Annotated in this window: 15 protein-coding genes; 9 read left to right on the top strand and 6 right to left on the bottom strand. The window is 61.2% G+C overall.

What is annotated here, in order from left to right; all coding sequences use genetic code 11:
* Positions 1–29 precede the first annotated feature (29 nt).
* The 4 genes from glnA (at position 30) to ntrC (ending at position 4,921) form a co-directional block, all read left to right on the top strand.
* A complete protein-coding gene (glnA, locus tag ACNFIC_RS10280) occupies positions 30–1,436 on the top strand; it encodes a type I glutamate--ammonia ligase (protein WP_054884259.1) in 1,407 nt (468 codons plus the stop codon).
* A gap of 150 nt (positions 1,437–1,586) precedes the next feature.
* A complete protein-coding gene (aroQ, locus tag ACNFIC_RS10275) occupies positions 1,587–2,135 on the top strand; it encodes a gamma subclass chorismate mutase AroQ (protein WP_416780938.1) in 549 nt (182 codons plus the stop codon).
* Between the two features lie 267 nt (positions 2,136–2,402).
* Complete coding sequence (glnL, locus tag ACNFIC_RS10270; protein WP_138220421.1) at positions 2,403–3,488, top strand: nitrogen regulation protein NR(II); 1,086 nt, start codon at positions 2,403–2,405, stop codon at positions 3,486–3,488.
* Positions 3,485–4,921 (top strand): nitrogen regulation protein NR(I), encoded by a 1,437-nt coding sequence (ntrC, locus tag ACNFIC_RS10265; protein ID WP_138220422.1) that lies wholly within the window; start codon positions 3,485–3,487, stop codon positions 4,919–4,921. Before glnL ends, ntrC begins: the two co-directional genes overlap by 4 nt.
* Before the next feature lie 485 nt (positions 4,922–5,406).
* Here the strand turns inward: ntrC and ACNFIC_RS10260 are convergent, their stop codons facing one another.
* Positions 5,407–5,844 (bottom strand): hypothetical protein, encoded by a 438-nt coding sequence (locus ACNFIC_RS10260; RefSeq protein WP_138220423.1) that lies wholly within the window; start codon positions 5,842–5,844, stop codon positions 5,407–5,409.
* On the opposite strand from ACNFIC_RS10260, the gene trmL reads away from it, so the two are divergent.
* Complete coding sequence (gene trmL / locus ACNFIC_RS10255) at positions 5,843–6,304, top strand: tRNA (uridine(34)/cytosine(34)/5-carboxymethylaminomethyluridine(34)-2'-O)-methyltransferase TrmL (protein ID WP_138220424.1); 462 nt, start codon at positions 5,843–5,845, stop codon at positions 6,302–6,304. The two genes, ACNFIC_RS10260 and trmL, sit on opposite strands and share 2 nt — an antisense overlap.
* A gap of 61 nt (positions 6,305–6,365) precedes the next feature.
* On the opposite strand, the gene secB is transcribed toward trmL, so the two are convergent.
* Genes secB through ACNFIC_RS10240 form a run of 3 tightly spaced genes read right to left on the bottom strand, consistent with a single transcriptional unit; the run spans position 6,366 to position 7,558 of the window.
* The gene (gene secB, locus ACNFIC_RS10250) at positions 6,366–6,848 is read right to left on the bottom strand and encodes a protein-export chaperone SecB (RefSeq protein WP_138220425.1); all 483 of its coding nucleotides are present in this window, start codon (positions 6,846–6,848) and stop codon (positions 6,366–6,368) included.
* A 40-nt stretch (positions 6,849–6,888) separates the two neighbouring features.
* On the bottom strand, positions 6,889–7,143 hold the full coding sequence (grxC, locus tag ACNFIC_RS10245) for a glutaredoxin 3 (RefSeq protein ID WP_138220426.1): 255 nt from the start codon (positions 7,141–7,143) through the stop codon (positions 6,889–6,891).
* Between the two features lies 1 nt (position 7,144).
* Complete coding sequence (locus ACNFIC_RS10240) at positions 7,145–7,558, bottom strand: rhodanese-like domain-containing protein (protein WP_138220427.1); 414 nt, start codon at positions 7,556–7,558, stop codon at positions 7,145–7,147.
* A 207-nt stretch (positions 7,559–7,765) separates the two neighbouring features.
* Here ACNFIC_RS10240 and gpmI point away from each other — a divergent pair, with 207 nt between their 5' ends.
* The 4 genes from gpmI (at position 7,766) to ACNFIC_RS10220 (ending at position 12,944) form a co-directional block, all read left to right on the top strand.
* Positions 7,766–9,301 carry a 2,3-bisphosphoglycerate-independent phosphoglycerate mutase gene (gpmI, locus tag ACNFIC_RS10235; protein ID WP_138220428.1) on the top strand — a complete coding sequence of 512 codons (1,536 nt, stop codon included), beginning with the start codon at positions 7,766–7,768 and terminating at the stop codon, positions 9,299–9,301.
* Between the two features lie 148 nt (positions 9,302–9,449).
* On the top strand, positions 9,450–10,748 hold the full coding sequence (locus ACNFIC_RS10230; RefSeq protein ID WP_416780937.1) for a murein hydrolase activator EnvC family protein: 1,299 nt from the start codon (positions 9,450–9,452) through the stop codon (positions 10,746–10,748).
* Positions 10,749–10,833: 85 nt separating this feature from the next.
* Entirely contained in the window at positions 10,834–12,168 is a 1,335-nt protein-coding gene (locus ACNFIC_RS10225) for a S41 family peptidase (RefSeq protein ID WP_138220430.1), read from the top strand.
* 8 nt (positions 12,169–12,176) lie between these two features.
* Positions 12,177–12,944, top strand: coding sequence for a divergent polysaccharide deacetylase family protein (locus ACNFIC_RS10220; protein WP_138220431.1), 768 nt, complete (start codon positions 12,177–12,179; stop codon positions 12,942–12,944).
* Between the two features lie 5 nt (positions 12,945–12,949).
* On the opposite strand, the gene ACNFIC_RS10215 is transcribed toward ACNFIC_RS10220, so the two are convergent.
* Together ACNFIC_RS10215 and ACNFIC_RS10210 are read right to left on the bottom strand one after the other, a co-directional pair.
* Complete coding sequence (locus ACNFIC_RS10215) at positions 12,950–17,614, bottom strand: dermonecrotic toxin domain-containing protein (RefSeq protein ID WP_416780936.1); 4,665 nt, start codon at positions 17,612–17,614, stop codon at positions 12,950–12,952.
* Positions 17,615–17,766: 152 nt separating this feature from the next.
* Complete coding sequence (locus tag ACNFIC_RS10210; RefSeq protein WP_416780935.1) at positions 17,767–20,883, bottom strand: hypothetical protein; 3,117 nt, start codon at positions 20,881–20,883, stop codon at positions 17,767–17,769.
* Positions 20,884–20,885 lie beyond the last annotated feature (2 nt).

Genomic DNA, 20,885 nt, shown 5'->3' with positions numbered 1-20,885 from the left:
GTCGCACCCTAGACCATCCGGAGGACAACATGTCGAAGTCGGTTCAACTCATCAAAGATCATGACGTCAAGTGGATTGATCTGCGTTTCACGGACACCAAAGGCACTCAGCATCACGTGACCATGCCGGCGCGTGATGGCCTGGACGAAGACTTCTTCGAAGTCGGCAAAATGTTCGACGGTTCCTCCATCGCTGGCTGGAAAGGCATCGAAGCATCGGACATGATCCTGATGCCGGTCGACGAAACTGCCGTACTGGACCCGTTCACCGAAGAACCTACCCTGATCATCACCTGCGACATCGTCGACCCGTCGAGCATGCAGGGCTACGATCGCGACCCACGTGCGATCGCCAAGCGCGCCGAAGAGTACCTCAAGAGCACCGGCATCGGTGACACCGTATTCGCAGGTCCAGAGCCAGAGTTCTTCATCTTCGACGAAGTGAAGTTCCAATCCGACATCTCCGGCTCGATGTTCAAGATCTTCTCCGAGCAAGGCTCGTGGATGACTGGCGCTGACGTAGAAGGCGGCAACAAAGGCCACCGCCCAGGCGTCAAAGGCGGCTACTTCCCGGTTCCGCCGTTCGACCACGACCACGAAATCCGTACTGCCATGTGCAACGCACTGGAAGAAATGGGTCAGACCGTCGAAGTTCACCACCACGAAGTGGCAACTGCCGGCCAGAACGAAATCGGCGTCAAGTTCAACACCCTGGTGAAGAAAGCTGACGAAGTACAGGCCCTGAAATACGTCGTGCACAACGTTGCCGACGCCTACGGCCGCACCGCTACCTTCATGCCGAAGCCGCTGTACGGCGACAACGGCTCGGGCATGCACGTGCACATGTCGATCTGGAAAGACGGCAAGAACACCTTCGCAGGCGAAGGCTACGCCGGCCTGTCCGACACCGCCCTGTACTTCATCGGCGGTATCATCAAGCACGGTAAGGCCCTGAACGGCTTCACCAACCCGTCGACCAACTCCTACAAGCGTCTGGTCCCAGGCTTCGAAGCCCCGGTCATGCTGGCCTACTCGGCCCGCAACCGTTCCGCCTCGATCCGTATTCCATACGTCGGCAGCCCGAAAGCGCGTCGTATCGAAGCCCGCTTCCCGGACCCATCGGCCAACCCGTACCTGGCCTTCGCAGCCCTGCTGATGGCTGGTCTGGACGGTATCCAGAACAAGATCCACCCAGGCGATGCTGCCGACAAGAACCTGTACGACCTGCCGCCTGAAGAGGCCAAGGACATCCCGCAGGTTTGCGGCAGCCTGAAAGAGGCCCTGGAAGAGCTGGACAAAGGCCGTGCGTTCCTGACCAAAGGCGGCGTGTTCTCCGACGACTTCATCGATGCCTTCATCGAGCTGAAGAGCGAAGAAGAAATCAAGGTCCGCACCTTCGTGCACCCGCTGGAATACGAGCTGTACTACAGCTGCTGATCCCATCGGCGCCTGGCGCCGGTGACATCAGAAAGACGGCCTTCTTCGGAAGGCCGTTTTTATTTGTACCTACCCGCGTTTCAGAAACTGCCTACAAGCAGTTCCCACACCAGCGACCACACTCAGACCTCCCAGCACAAGGAGATCTGCATGTCTGCCTGCCACGCCCTACGCGCGCTTTGCCTGCCCCTGCTACTGGGCAGTTGCAGCGCCTCGACAGCACCGCACAATGAACTGCTGCCACTGCTCGTCGCCATCGAGCAACGTCTGGAACTGGCACGCTCGGTCGCCCACCACAAATGGGAACACGCCTTGGCCGTGGATGCTCCAGCGCGCGAACAACAGGTGCTCGCACAGGTTCGCCGCGCCGCCCCCGACTACGGCCTGAGTCCCGAACGCGCCGAAACCTTCTTCGCCGACCAGATCGAAGCCAACAAGCTCGTGCAATACGCCCTGCTCGATCGCTGGGCGGCGCGCGGTCAGAACAGCCTGTCGAGCACACGCGACCTGACCCATGAACTGCGCCCGCGACTGGACAGTTTGCAGTTCACCCTGCTCAACGAGCTGGCAGCATTGGACCGCCAGCCGCCAGCGGACTGCCCGCGCGCACTCGCCAACGCACTGATTCGGCGCACCCAGGACCCGCTGCACCACCTGGCCCTGATCCGCGCCACCGGACAGCTGTGCAAAAAACATTGAGGCCGGCAATGCTCTATATTGGTGCATGAAAATCACCAAGCACTCAGGGTGCACACCAAAAAGGGTCGCATGAAACGATAAACCCATGAATCTTGGTCCGAATTTGCGCATTTCGAGGGGTTTATCAGGAAATTCCGCTTCTTTTCGGAGCCTTGGTTTGTTTCTTGCATTTTTTCTGTGAAGAGACTGGCATCAGCGGATTCACCGCATGCGCGGCATTGGCCGCGCCATTGCCTAGCAAGCGCCAAAAGAGGTCAACGACGCCTTATGACCATCAGCGATGCACAGCACCGTCTGCTTCTGGACAACCTGACCACGGCCACGCTCCTGCTCAACGCCGAGCTACGCCTGGAATACATGAACCCGGCGGCCGAAATGCTGCTGGCCGTGAGCGGCCAGCGCAGCCACGGGCAGTTCATCAGTGAACTGTTCACCGAGTCTGCCGAGGCGCTCAATTCACTGCGCCAGGCGGTCGAGCAGGCTCACCCGTTCACCAAGCGCGAAGCCCAGTTGACCTCGCTCACCGGCCAGTCGATCACCGTCGACTACGCCGTCACGCCGATCCTGCATCAAGGCCAGACCCTGTTGTTGCTGGAAGTCCACCCGCGTGATCGCTTGCTGCGCATCACCAAGGAAGAGGCACAGCTGAGCAAGCAGGAAACCACCAAGATGCTGGTGCGCGGCCTGGCCCACGAAATAAAGAACCCGCTGGGCGGCATTCGCGGCGCGGCGCAACTGCTATCGCGGGAATTGCCCAACGACGGTCTGCGCGACTACACCAACGTGATCATCGAGGAGGCCGACCGCCTGCGTAACCTGGTCGACCGCATGCTCGGCTCCAACAAACTCCCCTCGCTGGCCATGACCAACATCCATGAGGTGCTGGAGCGTGTGTGCAGCCTGGTCGAGGCCGAAACCCAGGGCGGCATCACCTTGGTGCGTGATTACGACCCAAGCCTGCCGGATGTGCTGATCGACCGCGAGCAGATGATCCAGGCGGTGCTCAACATCGTGCGTAACGCCATGCAGGCGATCAGCGGGCAGAACGAACTGCGCCTGGGCCGCATCACCCTGCGCAGCCGCGCGGTGCGCCAGTTCACCATCGGCCATGTGCGCCATCGCCTGGTCGCACGCGTCGAGCTGATCGACAACGGGCCAGGAATCGCGCCGGAACTGCAAGACACCCTCTTCTATCCCATGGTCAGTGGTCGCCCGGACGGTACCGGGCTGGGCCTGGCCATCACCCAGAACATCATCAGCCAGCACCAGGGGTTGATCGAGTGTGAAAGCCACCCCGGCCACACCACCTTCTCGATCTTCCTGCCGCTGGAACAAGGAGCCAACGCCTCATGAGCCGCAGTGAAACCGTCTGGATCGTCGATGATGATCGCTCTATCCGCTGGGTGCTGGAAAAAGCCCTGCAACAAGAGGGCATGAACACCCAGAGCTTCGACAGTGCCGATGGCGTCATGGGCCGCCTGGCTCGCCAGCAGCCGGATGTGATCATCTCGGACATCCGCATGCCCGGTGCCAGCGGGCTCGACCTGCTGGCGCAGATCCGCGAGCATCACCCGCGTCTGCCGGTCATCATCATGACCGCCCACTCGGATCTGGATAGCGCCGTGGCGTCGTACCAAGGCGGCGCCTTCGAGTACCTGCCCAAGCCGTTCGACGTGGATGAGGCAGTATCGCTGGTCAAGCGCGCCAACCAGCACGCCCAGGAACAACAGGCCCTGGAAGTACCCCAGGCGTTGACCCGCACCCCCGAGATCATCGGCGAGGCGCCGGCGATGCAGGAGGTATTCCGTGCCATCGGCCGCCTGAGCCACTCCAACATCACCGTGCTGATCAACGGCGAGTCGGGCACCGGTAAGGAGCTGGTGGCTCACGCCCTGCACCGCCACAGTCCCCGTGCGGCCTCGCCGTTCATCGCCTTGAACATGGCGGCGATCCCCAAGGACCTGATGGAGTCCGAGCTGTTCGGCCATGAAAAAGGCGCCTTCACCGGCGCGGCCAACCTGCGTCGCGGTCGATTCGAGCAGGCCGACGGCGGTACGTTGTTCCTCGACGAGATCGGCGACATGCCAGCCGACACCCAGACCCGCCTGCTGCGGGTATTGGCTGACGGCGAGTTCTACCGCGTAGGCGGCCATGTGCCGGTCAAGGTGGATGTGCGCATCATCGCCGCGACCCATCAGAACCTCGAATCACTGGTGCAGGCCGGCAAGTTCCGTGAAGACTTGTTCCACCGTCTGAACGTGATCCGCATCCATATCCCGCGCCTGGCTGATCGCCGCGAGGACATCCCGGCCCTCGCCCGTCATTTCCTGGGCCGCGCCGCCCAGGAACTGGCCGTCGAGCCCAAGCTACTCAAGCCGGAAACCGAAGAGTTCATCCGCAACCTGCCGTGGCCTGGCAACGTACGCCAGTTGGAGAACACCTGCCGCTGGATCACCGTGATGGCCTCCAGCCGTGAAGTGTTGGTGGGCGACCTGCCACCGGAACTGCTCAACCTGCCGTCGGATGCCGCGCCTGTGACCAACTGGGAACAGGCCCTGCGCCAGTGGGCTGACCAGGCCCTGGCACGCGGCCAGTCGAGCCTGCTCGACAGCGCCGTACCCAGCTTCGAACGCATCATGATCGAGACCGCGCTCAAGCACACCGCAGGCCGGCGTCGCGACGCCGCCGTGCTGCTGGGTTGGGGGCGCAATACCCTGACGCGCAAGATCAAGGAGCTGGGGATGAAGGTCGATGGCGCCGATGACGATGAGGGCGACGAGCACTGATTCTCAGCGTTCAGCTGCCTGAACTGGCCATTCGCGGGTAAACCCGCTTCCACAAGACTGCGCAGCATCTGTGGGAGCGGGTTTACCCGCGATGCGTTTAAAGGGCCCTTGATTCACCCTCCGATGCACCGATCCTGTGCCTTCTGCACCTTGCGAAGGCATAAATCCCCTCGAAACCCGGCCAAATCCCCCTCAAAGCCCTGTGTTTCCGGGTTTTTCAAAACTGGCACGCCCCCTGCAATAGGTATTGTATCTCCAGTTTCGGGGGCCTCGGTACAGGCAGGCCGGGATATCCCCCTCTTTAATTCGTAGCGACACCCGCTTCGGGGACCTTGGTACAGGCAGGCCAGGAAATCCCCTTTTTATTCGCAGCCATGCAGCAGCTTCGGGGACCCTGGTACAGGCAGGCCGGGTGATCCCCCTTTTATTCCCAGCGGTATCCGCCTTTGGGGACCTCGGTACAGGCAGGCCGGGACTCCCCTCTTTTATTCGTGCAGGCGCACCTGCACCTTCCAACGCCCCGCGTCCTCTGCACCGGCCCACTCGCCACGCAGGGGACGCGCGGCCACCAGGGTCAGCAGCAAGCCCTTCTCACTCTTCTGCAAGCGCCATCCCACCGGTTTGCCCTGCAACATCAGTTGCCCACGCTGGGGCTTGCCTGAGGCCTGGAACAGCACAGCCACGCTACCCTCGACATTCTCACCATGCAGTTGCGGCTGTTCGTTGAACCACAGGTCCAAGCCGTCCTGCACCACCGCCACCTGTTCGAGCGCACGTTCCTGTGGCACGGTCAGGCGACCTATCATCAGGCCGACCATCACCCCGACGATAGCCAGCGACAGGATCATCCGCGGGAAGGCCTTCGATCGCACGTCCGCTTCGGGGGTAGAATGCTCGTCATCTTCACGCTTGGAGCCGTGCATGTTTCACGTCATCCTCTTTCAACCTGAAATTCCGCCGAATACCGGCAACATCATTCGCCTCTGCGCCAACAGCGGCTGCGCCCTGCACCTGATCGAACCGATCAGTTTCGAGCTGGACGACAAGCGCCTGCGCCGTGCGGGCCTGGACTACCACGAGTATGCCACGCTCAAGCGCCACGAAAGCCTGGCCGGATGCCTGGAAAGCCTGGGCAACCCGCGCCTGTTCGCATTCACCACAAAGGGCTCGCACCCATTCAACGAGGCGGCCTACAAGCCGGGCGACGCGTTCCTGTTCGGCCCTGAAAGCCGCGGCCTGCCGGCCGAGGTCCTGGACAGCCTGCCAGCCGAACAGCGCCTGCGCCTGCCAATGCGGCCAGGCTGCCGGAGCCTGAACCTGTCCAATACCGTGGCGGTGACCGTTTACGAAGCCTGGCGACAGAACGGCTTTGCCGGGAGCTGAGGGTTAACCACCGAACAACAAAAAAGCGCCTCGAGGGGCGCTTTTTCGTGTCCGGCAAACGTTACTGCACGGTTGGCGCTTCGCCAGCTTCCTGCATGCGCTGCATCTCTTGCGCGTACAGGGCGTCGAAGTTGACCGGCGACAGCATCAGGGCCGGGAACGAACCACGGGTCACCAGGCTGTCCAGGGTCTCGCGGGCGTAAGGGAACAGGATGTTCGGGCAGAACGCACCCAGGGTGTGGCTCATCGAAGCTGCGTCCAGGCCTGCGATCAGGAAGATGCCAGCCTGTTGCACTTCGGCGATGAACGCCACTTCGTCACCGTTCTTGACGGTCACCGACAGGGTCAGCACCACTTCATGGAAGTCGCCTTCCAGGGCTTTCTGGCGGGTGTTCAGGTCCAGCGAAACGCTCGGTTCCCACTGCTGGCGGAAGATCTGCGGGCTTTTCGGAGCCTCGAACGACAGGTCGCGCACGTAGATGCGCTGCAGGGAAAATTGAGGAGCGTTCGCGTCGGCTGCGCCGTTGTTCTGTTGATCAGTCATGGCAGATCCTTTTCCTAATGTTCTTGAATGCAGAGCGAATTCAGGCCGCCAGCAGCGCGTCGAGCTTACCCGCGCGCTCCAGGGCATAGAGGTCATCGCAACCACCGACGTGCGTACTGCCGATCCAGATCTGCGGTACCGAAGTGCGGCCGGCCTTCTGGCTCATTTCGGCGCGCACCTGGGGTTTACCGTCGACCTTGATCTCTTCGAACGCCACGCCTTTGCTCTGGAGCAGGTGTTTGGCGCGCATGCAGTAGGGGCAGTAGTCGCTGGAGTAGACGATGACGGGCTTCATATCACTTCACCAGGGGCAGGTTATCGGCTTTCCAGCTGGACACGCCACCGCTGAGCTTGGCAGCGGTGTAGCCAGCCTTGAGCAGTTCGCGACAAAGGGTGCCGGACTGCTGGCCCATTGCGTCGACGACGATCAGGGTCTTTTCCTTGTGTTTTTCCAGCTCAGCCATGCGGCTGACCAGCTTGTCCTGCGGGATGTTCAGCGCGCCGACGATGTGCCCAGCAGAGAATTCCTTGGACGGGCGGACATCGATCACCACGGCCTTGTCGGCGTTGACCAGCGCGGTCAGCTGGCCGGTGCTCAGGCTCTGGCCGCCACGACGCACTTCGTTGACCAGCAACAGGACCAGAAGAACGACGAAGATCGCCACCAGAATGAAGTGATCTGTCGCGAATTGAATCAGGTGAGCAACCATCGGCGGTGTTCCAGGCGATTGAAAATGGCGGCCAGTATACACAGCCCCTTATGACCACCAAAGCCCGCCAGGGCGCCCATGAACCCGGCTGCATGGCGCAAGTCCGAGTGCGCCGGTCGGGCAATGGGGAGGAATATTCGCCGCAGGTGGCGTATTTGCCCTAAAATGCGTGTCTTTATCATCTTTGAACAACCGTGAGTTTGATTGATGACGAGCACGCCTAAACCTCTGGTCCTGATCATCCTGGATGGCTTCGGTCACAGCGAAAAACCCGAATACAACGCCATCTATGCCGCCAACACACCGGTCTACGACCGCCTGCGCGCGACCCAGCCGCATGGGCTGATCTCCGGTTCCGGCATGGATGTCGGCCTGCCAGACGGGCAGATGGGCAACTCAGAAGTCGGTCACATGAACCTCGGCGCCGGGCGCGTGGTATACCAGGACTTCACCCGCGTCACCAAGGCCATCCGCGACGGCGAGTTCTTCGAAAATCCCGTGCTCACTGACGCTGTGGACAAGGCCGTGGGTGCCGGCAAGGCCGTGCACATCCTGGGTCTGCTCTCCGAAGGCGGCGTGCACAGCCACCAGGACCACCTGGTCGCCATGGCCGAACTGGCTGCGCAACGTGGCGCCGAGAAAATCTACCTGCACGCCTTCCTGGATGGCCGCGACACGCCACCACGCAGCGCCCAGTCGTCGATCGAGCTGCTCGACGCGACCTTCGCCAAGCTTGGCAAGGGCCGCATCGCCAGCCTCATCGGCCGCTACTACGCCATGGACCGCGACAACCGCTGGGACCGCGTGCAGGCCGCCTACGACCTGATCGTCGACAGCGCTGCCGAGTACACCGCAGACAGCGCCCTGGCGGGCCTCGAAGCCGCCTACGCGCGCGATGAGAGCGACGAATTCGTCAAAGCCACGCGCATTGGCGAGGCGGTGAAGGTCGAGGACGGTGACGCCGTGGTTTTCATGAACTTCCGCGCCGACCGTGCCCGCGAGCTTTCGCGCGTGTTCGTCGAGGCCGATTTCAACGAATTCCCGCGTGCGCGTCTGCCCAAGCTCGCCGCCTACATCGGTCTGACCCAGTACTCAGCCAAGATCCCGGCGCCCGCCGCCTTCGCCCCGGCCAGCCTGGACAACGTGCTCGGCGAATACCTGGCCAAGCATGGCAAGACCCAGCTGCGCATCGCCGAGACCGAGAAGTACGCCCACGTGACGTTCTTTTTCTCGGGTGGTCGCGAAGAGCCGTTCCCCGGCGAGGAGCGCATTCTGATCCCATCGCCGAAAGTCGCCACCTACGACCTGCAACCGCAGATGAACGCACCCGAGGTCACTGACCGCATCGTCGAGGCCATCGAGCAGCAGCGCTTCGACGTGATCGTGGTCAACTACGCCAACGGCGACATGGTCGGCCACACTGGCGTGTTCGAAGCGGCCGTCAAGGCGGTCGAGGCCCTCGACACCTGCGTCGGGCGCATCGTCGAAGCATTGGCCAAGGTCGATGGCGAGGCACTGATCACCGCAGACCACGGCAACGTCGAGCAGATGGAAGACGAGTGCACCGGCCAGGCACACACCGCCCACACCACCGAGCCGGTGCCGTTCATCTACGTCGGCAAGCGCCCGCTCAAGGTCCGCGAAGGCGGTGTGCTGGCCGATGTCGCCCCGACCATGCTCAAGTTGCTGGGCCTGGAGAAACCGGCCGAAATGACCGGCACCTCGATTCTGGTCGATCTTTAAGCGGCAAGCTGCAAGCTGCAAGCTGCAAGCTGCAAGTGAAGCGCACCCGGCTTTTTCTTGCAGCTTGCCGCTTGTACTACTAAGCGTTTTTTTTGCCGCGACGGGCGGGCATACTAGGCCAGTCTCCATCCCTGGTACGCCCAACCCCATGCTTCGCGCCCTCTTCCTACTCGTCTTGTCATGCCTGCTCGCCCCGGCCTTCGCTGCCGACGAGCGCGCACAGACCCAGCAACAGCTGGACGCCACCCGCCAGGACATCGCCGAGCTGAAAAAAATGCTGGGCAAGCTCCAGGAGGAAAAGTCTGGCGTACAAAAAGACCTCAAGACCACCGAGACCGATATCGGCAACCTCGAGAAACAGGTGGAGGTACTGCAACAAGAACTAAAAAAGACCGAGGGCGAGCTGGAGCGCCTTGATCACGAGAAAAAAAAACTCCAGAGCGCCCGCGTTGAACAACAACGCCTGATCGCCATCCAGGCACGCGCGGCCTACCAGAACAATGGACGCGAGGAATACCTCAAGCTGCTGCTCAACCAGCAGAACCCCGAGAAGTTCGCCCGCACCCTGACCTACTACGACTACCTGAGCAAAGCCCGTACCGAGCAACTACGCACGTTCAACGAAACCCTGCGCCAGTTGGCCAACGTCGAGCAGGACATTGGCCAGCAGCAGACGCAATTGCTCACCCAGCGTGCCGACCTCGACAGCCGCCGTCAGGCGCTCGAAGCCGAACGCGCGAAACGCCAGCAGGTACTGGCCAAGCTCAACAGCGATTTGCAGGCGCGCGACCAGAAGTTGCAGGCCCGCGAGCAGGACCAGGCCGAGCTTGCCCAGGTGCTCAAGACCATCGAGGAAACTCTCGCCCGCCAGGCGCGCGAGGCCGAGCAAGCACGCCAACGCGCGCTGCTGGCCAAGCAGGAAGAAGAACAGCGGCGCAAGGCCCAAGCCCTGGCCGCCGCCCGCGACGATGCGCCCGAAGAGGCCCCGAAAAAGGCCCGCTCCACGCTCGGCCCAGTGGTTTCCAGCGACGGCGCCAGCTACGGCGGTGCATTTTCTGCGGCCCGCGGAAAACTTCCATGGCCCGTCAATGGTCGACTACTGGCACGTTTCGGTGATGCGCGCGGTAGCGATGCACGGGCCAAATGGGATGGCGTGATGATCAGCGCCAGCGCCGGCACTCAAGTACACGCCGTACACGGTGGGCGCGTGGTATTCGCCGACTGGTTGCGTGGCGCCGGACTTCTGGTCATTCTCGACCATGGCAACGGTTACCTGAGCCTGTACGGGCACAACCAAAGCCTGCTCAAGCGTGCCGGCGACGTGGTAAAGGCCGGCGAGGCCATCTCCACCGTCGGTGACAGCGGCGGCCAGGATTCCGCTGGCCTGTACTTCGCGATTCGCCAGCAAGGCCGGCCTACCGACCCTGCGCAATGGTGCCGGGGTTAGGCACCGACTACTTTTACGGCGCGCCGTCACACACCGCGCCGATGCTCCGGCAAGGAGCGCCAACAGGATCAGGAGTTCGTTCGACATGCTGCACTCGCCCCGCCTTACCCAGCTGGCCCTGACCATCGCCCTGGTCATCGGCGCGCCCCTGGCCACTGCCGCCGAGCCGGCCAAGCCAGCCGTTGCCGCCAAGCCGGCGGCGGTCCCGGCCACCGAGGTGACCGCCAAGGCGCCGCTGCCGCTCGAAGAGCTGCGCACTTTCGCCGAGGTCATGGACCGCATCAAGGCGGCGTACGTCGAGCCTGTGGATGACAAGACCCTGCTGGAAAACGCCATCAAGGGCATGCTCAGCAACCTTGACCCGCACTCGGCCTACCTGGGCCCAGAAGACTTCCAAGAGTTGCAGGAAAGCACCAGTGGCGAATTCGGCGGCCTGGGCATCGAAGTGGGCATGGAAGACGGCTTCGTCAAGGTCGTTTCGCCGATCGACGACACTCCCGCGTCGCGCGCCGGCATCGAGGCCGGCGACCTGATCGTCAAGATCAACGGTGCCCCGACACGCGGCCAGACCATGACCGAAGCGGTCGACAAGATGCGCGGCAAGATCGGCGAAAAGATCACCCTGACCCTGGTACGTGACGGCGGCACCCCGTTCGATGTGACCCTCGCCCGCGCGGTGATCCAGGTCAAGAGCGTGAAGAGCCAACTGCTGGAGAACGACTACGGCTATATCCGTATCACCCAGTTCCAGGTCAAGACCGGCGACGAAGTAGGCAAGGCCCTGGCCAAGCTGCGCAAGGACAACGGCAAGAAACTGCGCGGCGTGGTGCTGGACCTGCGCAACAACCCCGGCGGCGTGTTGCAGGCGGCGGTAGAAGTGGCTGACCACTTCCTCACCAAGGGCCTGATCGTCTACACCAAGGGCCGTATCGCCAACTCCGAACTGCGCTTCTCGGCCGATCCGGCCGACGCCAGCGAAGGCGTGCCGCTGGTGGTGCTGATCAACGGCGGTAGCGCCTCGGCCTCGGAAATCGTCGCCGGCGCCCTGCAAGACCAGAAGCGCGCGGTGCTCATGGGTACCGACAGCTTCGGCAAGGGCTCGGTGCAAACCGTGCTGCCACTAGCCAATGACCGTGCGCTTAAACTCACCACCGCCCTGTACTTCACCCCTAACGGCCGCTCGATCCAGGCCCAGGGCATCGTGCCGGACATCGAGGTGCGCCCAGCCAAGCTCACCGCCGAGGCCGACACCGAGAACTTCAAGGAAGCCGACCTGCAAGGGCACTTGGGCAACGGCAATGGCGGCGCCGACCGCCCGACCGGCAGCACCAAGCGCAAGGAACGCCCACAGGACAACGACTTCCAGCTCAGCCAGGCCCTGAGCCTGCTCAAGGGCTTGAACATCACCAAGGGCGACTGATACTCCCCATGCGTTATCTGTTGTGTCTGCTGTGCTGCCTGTTGGCCGGCGTCGCGCAAGCGGCCCCGGCCAGCAAGGCCTACATGAGCATCATCATTGACGACCTAGGCCAGAATACCGAGCGCGACGCACGCACCCTGGCACTGCCGGGGCCGGTTACCCTGGCAATCATGCCCGATACCCCGCATGCCACGGATTTCGCTCGCCAGGCCCACAAGGCCGGCAAGACGGTGATCCTGCACATGCCCATGGATCCGGCCACCGGCCCCTACGCCTGGCACCCCGAGTTACCCTTGCCGGAACTGGCGAGCCGACTGGACGCAGCATTGGCCAAGGTGCCCTATGCCGCCGGCATCAACAACCACATGGGCAGCCGCATGACCTCACAACGCGAGGCCATGGCGTGGTTGATGAGTGAGCTGCAACGCCGCAAGCTGTTCTTCGTCGACAGTCGTACCAGTGCCTCCACGGTGGCCGGCGCCCAGGCCCAAGCTGTGGGCCTGGCGCACGTCTCCCGCGATGTCTTCCTGGACGACGAACGTACGGTCGAGGCCATCGACCGCCAGTTGCGTCTAGGCGTCGAACTGGCGCGGCAGCAGGGCTCGGCCGTACTGATCGGCCACCCCTACCCCCAGACGCTGCAAGTACTGGAGCGTGCGCTGCCTCGGCTGAAGGCTGAAGGGATCGAACTGGTGAGTATTGCGCAAATGATTGCCGAGCGTGCCAATCAGGCCATGCCTGCCCATGGCAAGCATGGCCGCTATAGCAATCGCTAGGCACCTCAGTCGAACGGGATGATGCCTTCGGCCTGCTCCAGGGTGAGCTTGCCTCGGTGCACCCTTACGCCACTGCCGGGTTGGCTGCTATGGCGTCGCTGACCCCAGGTTTTCAAATGGCCAACGGTAAATTCCCGTGCCAGGGCATCATCCGTAGCCACATGGAAGTGCGCTGCCCAGATACTTCGCCCTTTGGTGTCTCCAGGCTGCATCAAACGCTGGATTTCATACTCGTCGAACTTCGTGTGGTTAGCCATGGACCGACGCTCTACGTAACGCACCTTGAGCAGTTTCTGGTCATGCAGAAAACGCAGGGCTTCGGCGGTCGGGTATTTGGTATTGGTGTACAACGTGATCAGCTTCAACTGTTTCTCAGCGTTCAGCTTATCTGCTGCGGCCTCCAGGCTTTTGATCAACGCAGGATTGGCGTTTTCCTCATTGAGCCTCACCGACTCACGGTTGAGCTTTTTCATCTGCTGGTCGAAAAGCTTGATGATCAGCGAGGCCTTGATATCGTTATTGACATAATCAGCCGCCTTGAGCACGAGTGCGTCATTTTCATCCAGCAAGCGTTGCACTTGCATGGCCGTATCGTCGGATAGACCTTCAGGCTCAAGCGGGACTGCCGGTTCCTGACGCTCCTGCCACTCGCCATCACGCCAATCGAAGATGGCCGATACGCTCCGATCGACCGGATCAAGCACTTCAAGCAGGCGCTCCCCCTCTACCTCCCGCTCGGTACCGATCAGAAGCTGCCCTTCGGCGTTGCGCACTATCTGCTGGTGCTCATGCGTGACAGCGTAGGCAACCCGCCTAGGCGTAACTACACCACCCTCTTGCTCCTGGATCGCATCGACCAAACGCGTGCCCGCATCGAGTTTGAGCTTTTCCAGCTCGATGAAATAACCTTCCAGAATTTGAAAGTCAACGAGCTCAGCGTCTTCGTTGACAATACCGCTGTAGTTGAGCAGGGCTGCGGTGTATTCGTCCCAGGCCTCCTGAAGGATGGAAATGCGGTCTTCGACCGACAAGTTGGTGAAATCAAGTTCGCCATGCGCACCTGCCGCATTACGCAGGGCAGTTCCGATCAGTTCATCACGGAGTTGGGCGATACGGCGCTGGCCCATAGGTGCATCGAGGTGCAGGGCCAAGTCTGCAATCACCGTTGCCTGATGATAGCGCAACTGCACAGTGCTGACTCTGCGCTCCTTGGTCAGCTCTGCCGCAGTCACGATCTTCGTATTGCCCAACTTGATCTGTAGATCAGCAGGCGTGTCGCTCAATAGCACATCCAGGTTCTCGGACGCTTTAAGCATGCGATCCTGGAAGGCCCTCATGTTCTCTAGTTTCTGGCGATAAAGGCCATAGGCCTCACGCACCTCGCCTATCGGCTGCCCCTCCAGGCGCTGCTGTAGATCAAAATACTCCTGGTAGTCAATCAGCTCGGTCAGCTCATTGAAAATTAAATGGTTGTTGGCAATTTGCCGGCTCTGACTGTCCTTTTTCCGCGCCACCAACTGCTCATCCAGGCCGACTCGAAAACGTGTGAACTTGGGCTCTTTTAGCCGCTCATAACTCGTCAGCAGTTGTGCATCAAGAGATACATTCCCCTCGATCAGATGAACTGCCTGATCGCGCTTGGCAAGCAGCTGAGCACTGTCTTGGGCGAGACGCTCATCGTAGAGGGCCACCATCGCCACCGAATTATCCAGCGCCTGCCCCTGACCTAGCGACGCTTGCTTGGCCTGCTCTCTGCTCCGCAACGCTTTTAGATTGGAGACTTGCCCTTGCAACTTGAGTACTGCAGGGGATAGCGCGTCGAACTGGTCCGCGTTGCTCCGGATTTGATCAGCGAGCCGGTCGGTTTCTTGTATCAGATTCTCATAACGCTCTTTAAGTCTCGCACGCGCATCGCGTCTTGGCGGCATGCCTCCCGCGAGACGCAGCGAACCATCCACTCGCCAGACACCCGTCGTCGAGGTCAACCACGGCCCGTATCCGCCTTTACCATCCTGCACGCGCACGCCCTCATCAGACACCTCGACGGGATAGGCATACCCTGTCATGGTTGCATACAACTGACCGTCGATCAGGTACAAGCCCGCGTTATCACCGGTGGTCAGCAATGCCGATTGGGACAGCTCAACCCCCGAGCGCATGGCCAGCAGGGCCTGTCGCTGCGCAGGGGGTATCCAGTTGAGCCCTTGGTTGCCACGCCAAGAAAGATCGAGCTGGCGCCCCGGCAATTCCATCAGCGCGCCAACGGTGGCGGCAGGCTCAGTGCGCGGCAACACCGACATTTCGGCGAAGGCACCGCGCTGGGCGGCTCGCCCCTCGAACGCAGAGGCCTCCACAGGTCTGGCGCCACCCTCGACGGGGATGTTGGGTTGTCGGAGGTGCAGCAAACTCATGCCCAGGTTTAAGAGCAAATCCACCACCGCCGCCGATCGATTGAATTCGTTTTGTCGCTCAAGCGCTTGTAGGTCACTTTGCAGCGAGCCCAGCAACTGCGCCAGCCACGCCACGCTGGCCACCGGGCCGCTCAGCACCTGGGTCACGACATCAAACAGCAGCCAGGCCCCTTCGGTAAGTGTCTCCCAGCGCCGTTCTGCGTTGGACGTGGACTGCATGTCCGCGATCTCCACCAGCAAGTCGCGGTTAGCGTCGTAGAGTCTTGCGTCAAGGTCGCGGATCCAGTACTGCACGTGAATCACGGGTGGCTCGGGGCGCTCGGGCAATGCGTAAGGATCGATGCCAATGCTGCTCAGGTGCGGCTCGCTGAAGCCGCCGCGGTCATAAATATGGCGAACCTGCGGATCCATCCAATCCAGGATGCTGTCCTGCAACAGCGGAGACTGCTGAATGTGCTCAAGCAATGCGCCCAAACTTGCGTACTGGCGAAGCGTGTCCTGCTTGTACAGCGGTCGATACAGCAGCACCAGACGAGGCTCAGCGCAGTACAGCAAATACATGCCACGCACCTGCTCATGCCGCGTGGACTGCGGCTGACGCTTGAACGCCAGGGGTATTAGGACCACACGCGGCGATAACGAGTCCTGATGACCGTTGCAGAAATCAACCACCGCCTGCAGACCATCATCGGTGATTTTGCCGTTGAGCTTGGCTGTAAGGGCGCTGAACCACAAGCTGCTGCGCCACTCCCTGGCAAAGCGCTGTAGCCGCAGCGGACGATGCTGCGGGTCATCCAAGTGTTCGGCGACATACACCGGGTAAGTACCGCCAATATCGACCTGACTTACCAAGCGCCTGGCGGCATCGGCATCCAGCCATGCAGGCCCGGCCTCGCCGTTGGCATGACGAATACGTGAAATCGAAGCATTTTTTAGCGCGCCAAGATTGCCGATGGCGAACTCGGTCAGGCTTTTTTCGCCCACGATTTCGATGGGCTCACCACCACCGCTCCCCACCCCGGATCCGCCAGGCATACCGTGCGCCACGAAGAACTCGAGCATCAGGTCATCGGGCGACGTTTCTTCGTTGTAGTCAAGACGCATCCGGTCGACCAAACGCTGCCTGGCGTAGTGCTGCAAGCTATGCACCCCATCCAACGCAGCAACGCCGTCAGCGTCCAGATTAGCGATTGCCAGCTGATGCAATGCGTACTGGTAAGCGAAGCTGTCACGGCTTGAGCCGGCACTTATCCCCGGGGGCACATGGACCGCTGGAGTATCGTCGGGGTAAGCCGCGAACCACTGCGCCGGGTCGCTCAATTGGGCGAACAGCCGCTCAAGTGCGGCAACGTCGACCAAGCGCCCGTAGCACACCTGCTCGACCTGGGTGAACATAGTCTCCAGCAACAACGCGGCTTGCTGTGCGAACACATCACCCTCGACCGGGAACGCCTGCCAAGCCATTTCATCGAACCGGTAGTTGAGAGCCAATTCGTTGCGCAGGGCCACGGCGAAGGCGCTCATCGACTCAAACCTGCGCACCGTTCCCGAGGGAGCGCACCACAACACCACCTGACGCTCGTCCCACTCACCGGTTACCAGCAAATGGCAGAGCATGTGGTCCCAACGCTCATCACCCGCCTTGAGGCTGGCCTGCACGAAACTCACCGGCGGCTGATCGCTGCCGCCACGCAGCACGCCACGGATACAAGCCTGCTCCTGCGCATCCAGGCCCTGCAAAGACAAACCACGCAACAGAGACGTCCTCAACAACAGCTGGATCCAACGGTCTCGGCTGACACCCGCTTCACCGATTCCTTTCCAGTAATCGAGTTGCGCGTTGCAGAAGTGTTGCGGCAATTGCTCGATCAACGCATTGAGCGATGCGCTCAGGTCAGGGAGCTGGCGCGTATCCAGAGCATGTGTGGAACCGTAGAAGCGGTAGGGCTCGACTAAGCCGAGGTTGTGATGACGCCCTTGCACAGGCTGCAGGTCAACGCTGTAGCTCTGTAGAAAGCCTAGGAGTAGCCAGTCGACGATTGGCTGTGTGGTCCAGTAGGGCGTCGAAGGGTCGGGACTGTCTAACATGAACACATCGGCAGAGGGCAGGGTCGGCTGCGCGAAAGCGAGCCATGGCAGTTCCGCCTGCAAGGCCTTGAGCAACTGTTCGCTGGCGACTTGGCGCAGCGTGGGGCGAGCGCTGAAATGCAACGCAACTGCTCGGTTGAAATCAAATGTAGGGGCGCTGGAAGTAGGCATGCGTATGCTCCTGATTGATGAACAGCCAGCATCACGCTCCAGTTCGCGCTTCAGGTGTTACATATTGCATGCAGAATCGAAAAGGCCCTGCTTGTGGCAGGGCCTTCTTCCAGGGCTTATCACGTGTACACACGCCCAAACAACTGGCTGAATCAGGCTGGGCTGTTCCACAGCTCAGCGAACACAGCCTGGGCCTGCGCCTGCGTCAAACGGCCTCGATGCAACCGCTCGCCACGCTCAGCCAGTGCCTGAGCATCCTGCCAACCCATGAAACGCTGCTCCCACGTTTTCAGATGACCTGCGGTGAACGCCGCCGGCAGCGCATCGTGAGTTGCAAAATGAAAGTGCGCAGCCCAGATGATCTTGCCGGGCTTACCGCCCGGAGCGCCGCGCAGTTGGATCGAATATTCGTCCATGGCTGAACCGTCCTTGAGCAGTTGGCGATTACCTTTGCTCTTGATCAGCAACCGTTTTTGTTCGTGCAAGTAGAGCAAGCCGTCCGCTTCAGGGTAAGGCGTGTTGGCATAAGCCTTGACCAACAGGTCCTGACGCCGCTGCGGCCAACTGCCCAGAACCTCGACCAGTTTTTTGTGGGAGAAACCGCCTTCTTCGGCCAAGGCACCAGCAAGCCTTTCGAGACGATCAATATGATCGTCAACCGTGTTTTTCAGGTCGCGAATGTTCAGGCCTTGGCGGGTGAGTGCCTCCAGTCTCTGCTCCAGCGGTTTATCCAGGGCAAGCTCATCGAGCGCTTGCTTGACCAATTCCGCCCGAGCACCGTCGGGAACCACGGGGACCGGCACACGCTCGATCCAGACCCCCTCCACCAGGTCGAAGCGTTTGAGCACGGCATGCTCAAACGTTCGACCGGCTACCTCGACCACAGGGACACCATCGACATCGACCTCGCGACCTATGGCAATCTGGCCATCGCGGCCATACACCACGCGTTGCTGGGACTGTTCGATGGGATAAGGACGACGCTGGGGCGCCAAGGGGACTCGGCTTTCCAACGCCCGTGTCGCGTCGATCAGCATGGCATTGGCCGACTGCTTCAACGCCTTCATATCCCGCTCGAAGGCCTCCAGCATTGCCAGGTCAACGAACGCACCCCCCTCACGCTTGATGTCGATGGCGTTGATGATCGCGGTGCTGTACTCATCCCACGCCACCTGCAACACTTCGATCCGGTCGGCTGCCGACAGATTGCTCAACGGCAGTTGCGCGTGGGCATTGGAGGCGACACTCAGCGCTGGGCTCATCAGCCGCTCGCGATAGCCCAGCAGCGTCTCGTATGCCCCTTCCTGCTCAAGCCCTAGGGACAGTTCCATGTGGTAAGCAGCCAGTTCGAAGATCATGTCTTGCGTCGTGATCGTACGGTTCGCGATCCAATCGCCGAGGGTAACGGCCTGACCATTACCCTCGGCGGCCGGGACCATTACATGATTTTCAGGCACCTGCACGATGTACTCATCCAACACGGCACTGGCTTCGACCATTTGCTGGCTAAACTCGGCGGCTAAGGGCAAATGCCGCTTGTACTCCATGTAGAGATCCCGCACCTCGCTGATCCGATGGCCGTGGATCGCTTTTTCGAGGCGAAGTAGCTCAGGGGAATCGGCAATCGTCGCCAGCCGCGCGATTATATTGTTGCCGTATCTGACGATCTCGACGCACGAATCCAGTCGCAACGCCGCCAGCATCTCTTTCGAGTGACGAGAAACAAGCGCAGGATGCCGGGTTTTCAACTCGATCGCGCTATCAAGCCGCGTGATCAATTGCTTGTTCTGGTCGATCAACTCCCTTAGCGCTTTCACGTAATTCAGTGTTGCCTCTCGGTATTCAGCCTGCTTGCCGGCGATACGTCCCTGGACATCTGCTACCAACTGAGCACGTTGCTCGGCTTTCTCATCCGGCAACTGACTGAACCTGTCCAGCAGGGCGGCGAGCCTATCGAGCTCAGTTGCCAACTGCTGGATCTTGAGTTGCAGCCCCTGGGTTACCGGATGGCGCGCCTGCAAATCCTTGATCTGCGCATAGCAATCACTCAGCACGCGGTCAAATTGCCCTTGCGGCGCACCCCGTACGCGCCGCCCAGAACCACCAAACAGGAAGCCATCGGCCCTGACACGCCAAACGCCATCATCCACCAGCAGCGGGCCTGGTTCTCCGTGCGGACCAACGATGCGTCGCCCATGATCGTCATGCAACACCTGGTAGGACTTACCGCCGATCACGACATAAAACCGATCGCCCACACGCGCAAGACCGTTGGCCCGAATAGCATTCGTCAAATCGACGTTCGCCACGTAGGGCTCCAGAGTCTTGCTTTGTGCGGCAGGCCCCTGCCCCCAGCCATGGCCTTGCGAAACAGGACCTACCTGCTCGTAGAGCGAGCCAATGGTCTGACTCAAAGCGAATTCAGCCTGGGTCAAGGGTAGAGTGGCCAGGTCACGACGCGGGATGGCCCTGTAGACCGACTCGCCATGCAATACCCGACTGGGGGCGGCAACCTCAGGCTGGCGTTCGTGCAACAACGCCATTGCCACGGCCACGGCGACGTTCGCGCCCAGCAGCGTATCGGAAACACCACGCTCGGCATCGGAGGTTCTTTCGAGAAATGGCGAGAGCAAGCCCACCAAAGCGGCCACGCGCCCTAACAGCCCCGGCAACACGGGTGCGGCCAAGTCGAAGCACAGCCAGCCGAACTGCTTCAGCACTGCCCAGCGATGCTCTGCGTTGGACACCGACTGCCGATCCGCCAGTTCGACCACCGCAGCCCGCTTGCTGGCGAACATGCGCACGTCGATATCGGCCAAATAAGGGTTGAGCCTCAACCTTGGTGGCTCAACGCGCCCAGGCAGGATCGACGTGTCGAAAATCGGTCGATGCAAGTGTGGTTCGAGAAAACCGCCATTGGCATAGATGGCGCGCGCGTCTTCAGGTAACCAGGCCAGCACGCTGTCCTGCAACTCTCCAGGCTGGCTTACGGCAGCCATCAGTCCCGCTTGATCGTTGAACTGCAACAGTGTGCGTTGCGCATACAGCGGCCGATACAGCAACACCACCGACGGTTGTTTCAGCACGATTGCGTACATGCAGGCCACCGTGTCCAGTTGCGGGCGGTCTGACTGCGCCTGAAAGGCCAGTGGGGCGATATCCACATTCTCCTTCAAGTCCCTTGCGCTGCGGCAAAACTCCGCCAGCGCAGACCAGGCACTTTCGCTCAATTGGCCCTCGACCTTCGCCTTCAGGGCATCGAACAACAAGC

The organism is Pseudomonas sp. NY15463, assembly GCF_048068415.1.
Lineage (GTDB): Bacteria > Pseudomonadota > Gammaproteobacteria > Pseudomonadales > Pseudomonadaceae > Aquipseudomonas > Aquipseudomonas mosselii_C.
This window is presented reverse-complemented; position numbering and strand designations above follow the sequence as displayed.

Bases quoted from the DNA above. Each gene is read 5' to 3' on its own strand.
- glnA (WP_054884259.1), top strand. From the start codon at position 30: ATGTCGAAGTCGGTTCAACTCATCAAAGATCATGACGTCAAGTGGATT.
- ACNFIC_RS10260 (WP_138220423.1), bottom strand. From the start codon at position 5,844: ATGCACGGCTCCAAGCGTGAAGATGACGAGCATTCTACCCCCGAAGCG.
- gpmI (WP_138220428.1), top strand. From the start codon at position 7,766: ATGACGAGCACGCCTAAACCTCTGGTCCTGATCATCCTGGATGGCTTC.
- glnL (WP_138220421.1), top strand. From the start codon at position 2,403: ATGACCATCAGCGATGCACAGCACCGTCTGCTTCTGGACAACCTGACC.
- ACNFIC_RS10230 (WP_416780937.1), top strand. From the start codon at position 9,450: ATGCTTCGCGCCCTCTTCCTACTCGTCTTGTCATGCCTGCTCGCCCCG.
- grxC (WP_138220426.1), bottom strand. From the start codon at position 7,143: ATGAAGCCCGTCATCGTCTACTCCAGCGACTACTGCCCCTACTGCATG.
- aroQ (WP_416780938.1), top strand. From the start codon at position 1,587: ATGTCTGCCTGCCACGCCCTACGCGCGCTTTGCCTGCCCCTGCTACTG.
- ACNFIC_RS10225 (WP_138220430.1), top strand. From the start codon at position 10,834: ATGCTGCACTCGCCCCGCCTTACCCAGCTGGCCCTGACCATCGCCCTG.
- ACNFIC_RS10215 (WP_416780936.1), bottom strand. From the start codon at position 17,614: ATGCCTACTTCCAGCGCCCCTACATTTGATTTCAACCGAGCAGTTGCG.
- trmL (WP_138220424.1), top strand. From the start codon at position 5,843: ATGTTTCACGTCATCCTCTTTCAACCTGAAATTCCGCCGAATACCGGC.
- ntrC (WP_138220422.1), top strand. From the start codon at position 3,485: ATGAGCCGCAGTGAAACCGTCTGGATCGTCGATGATGATCGCTCTATC.
- secB (WP_138220425.1), bottom strand. From the start codon at position 6,848: ATGACTGATCAACAGAACAACGGCGCAGCCGACGCGAACGCTCCTCAA.
- ACNFIC_RS10240 (WP_138220427.1), bottom strand. From the start codon at position 7,558: ATGGTTGCTCACCTGATTCAATTCGCGACAGATCACTTCATTCTGGTG.
- ACNFIC_RS10220 (WP_138220431.1), top strand. From the start codon at position 12,177: ATGCGTTATCTGTTGTGTCTGCTGTGCTGCCTGTTGGCCGGCGTCGCG.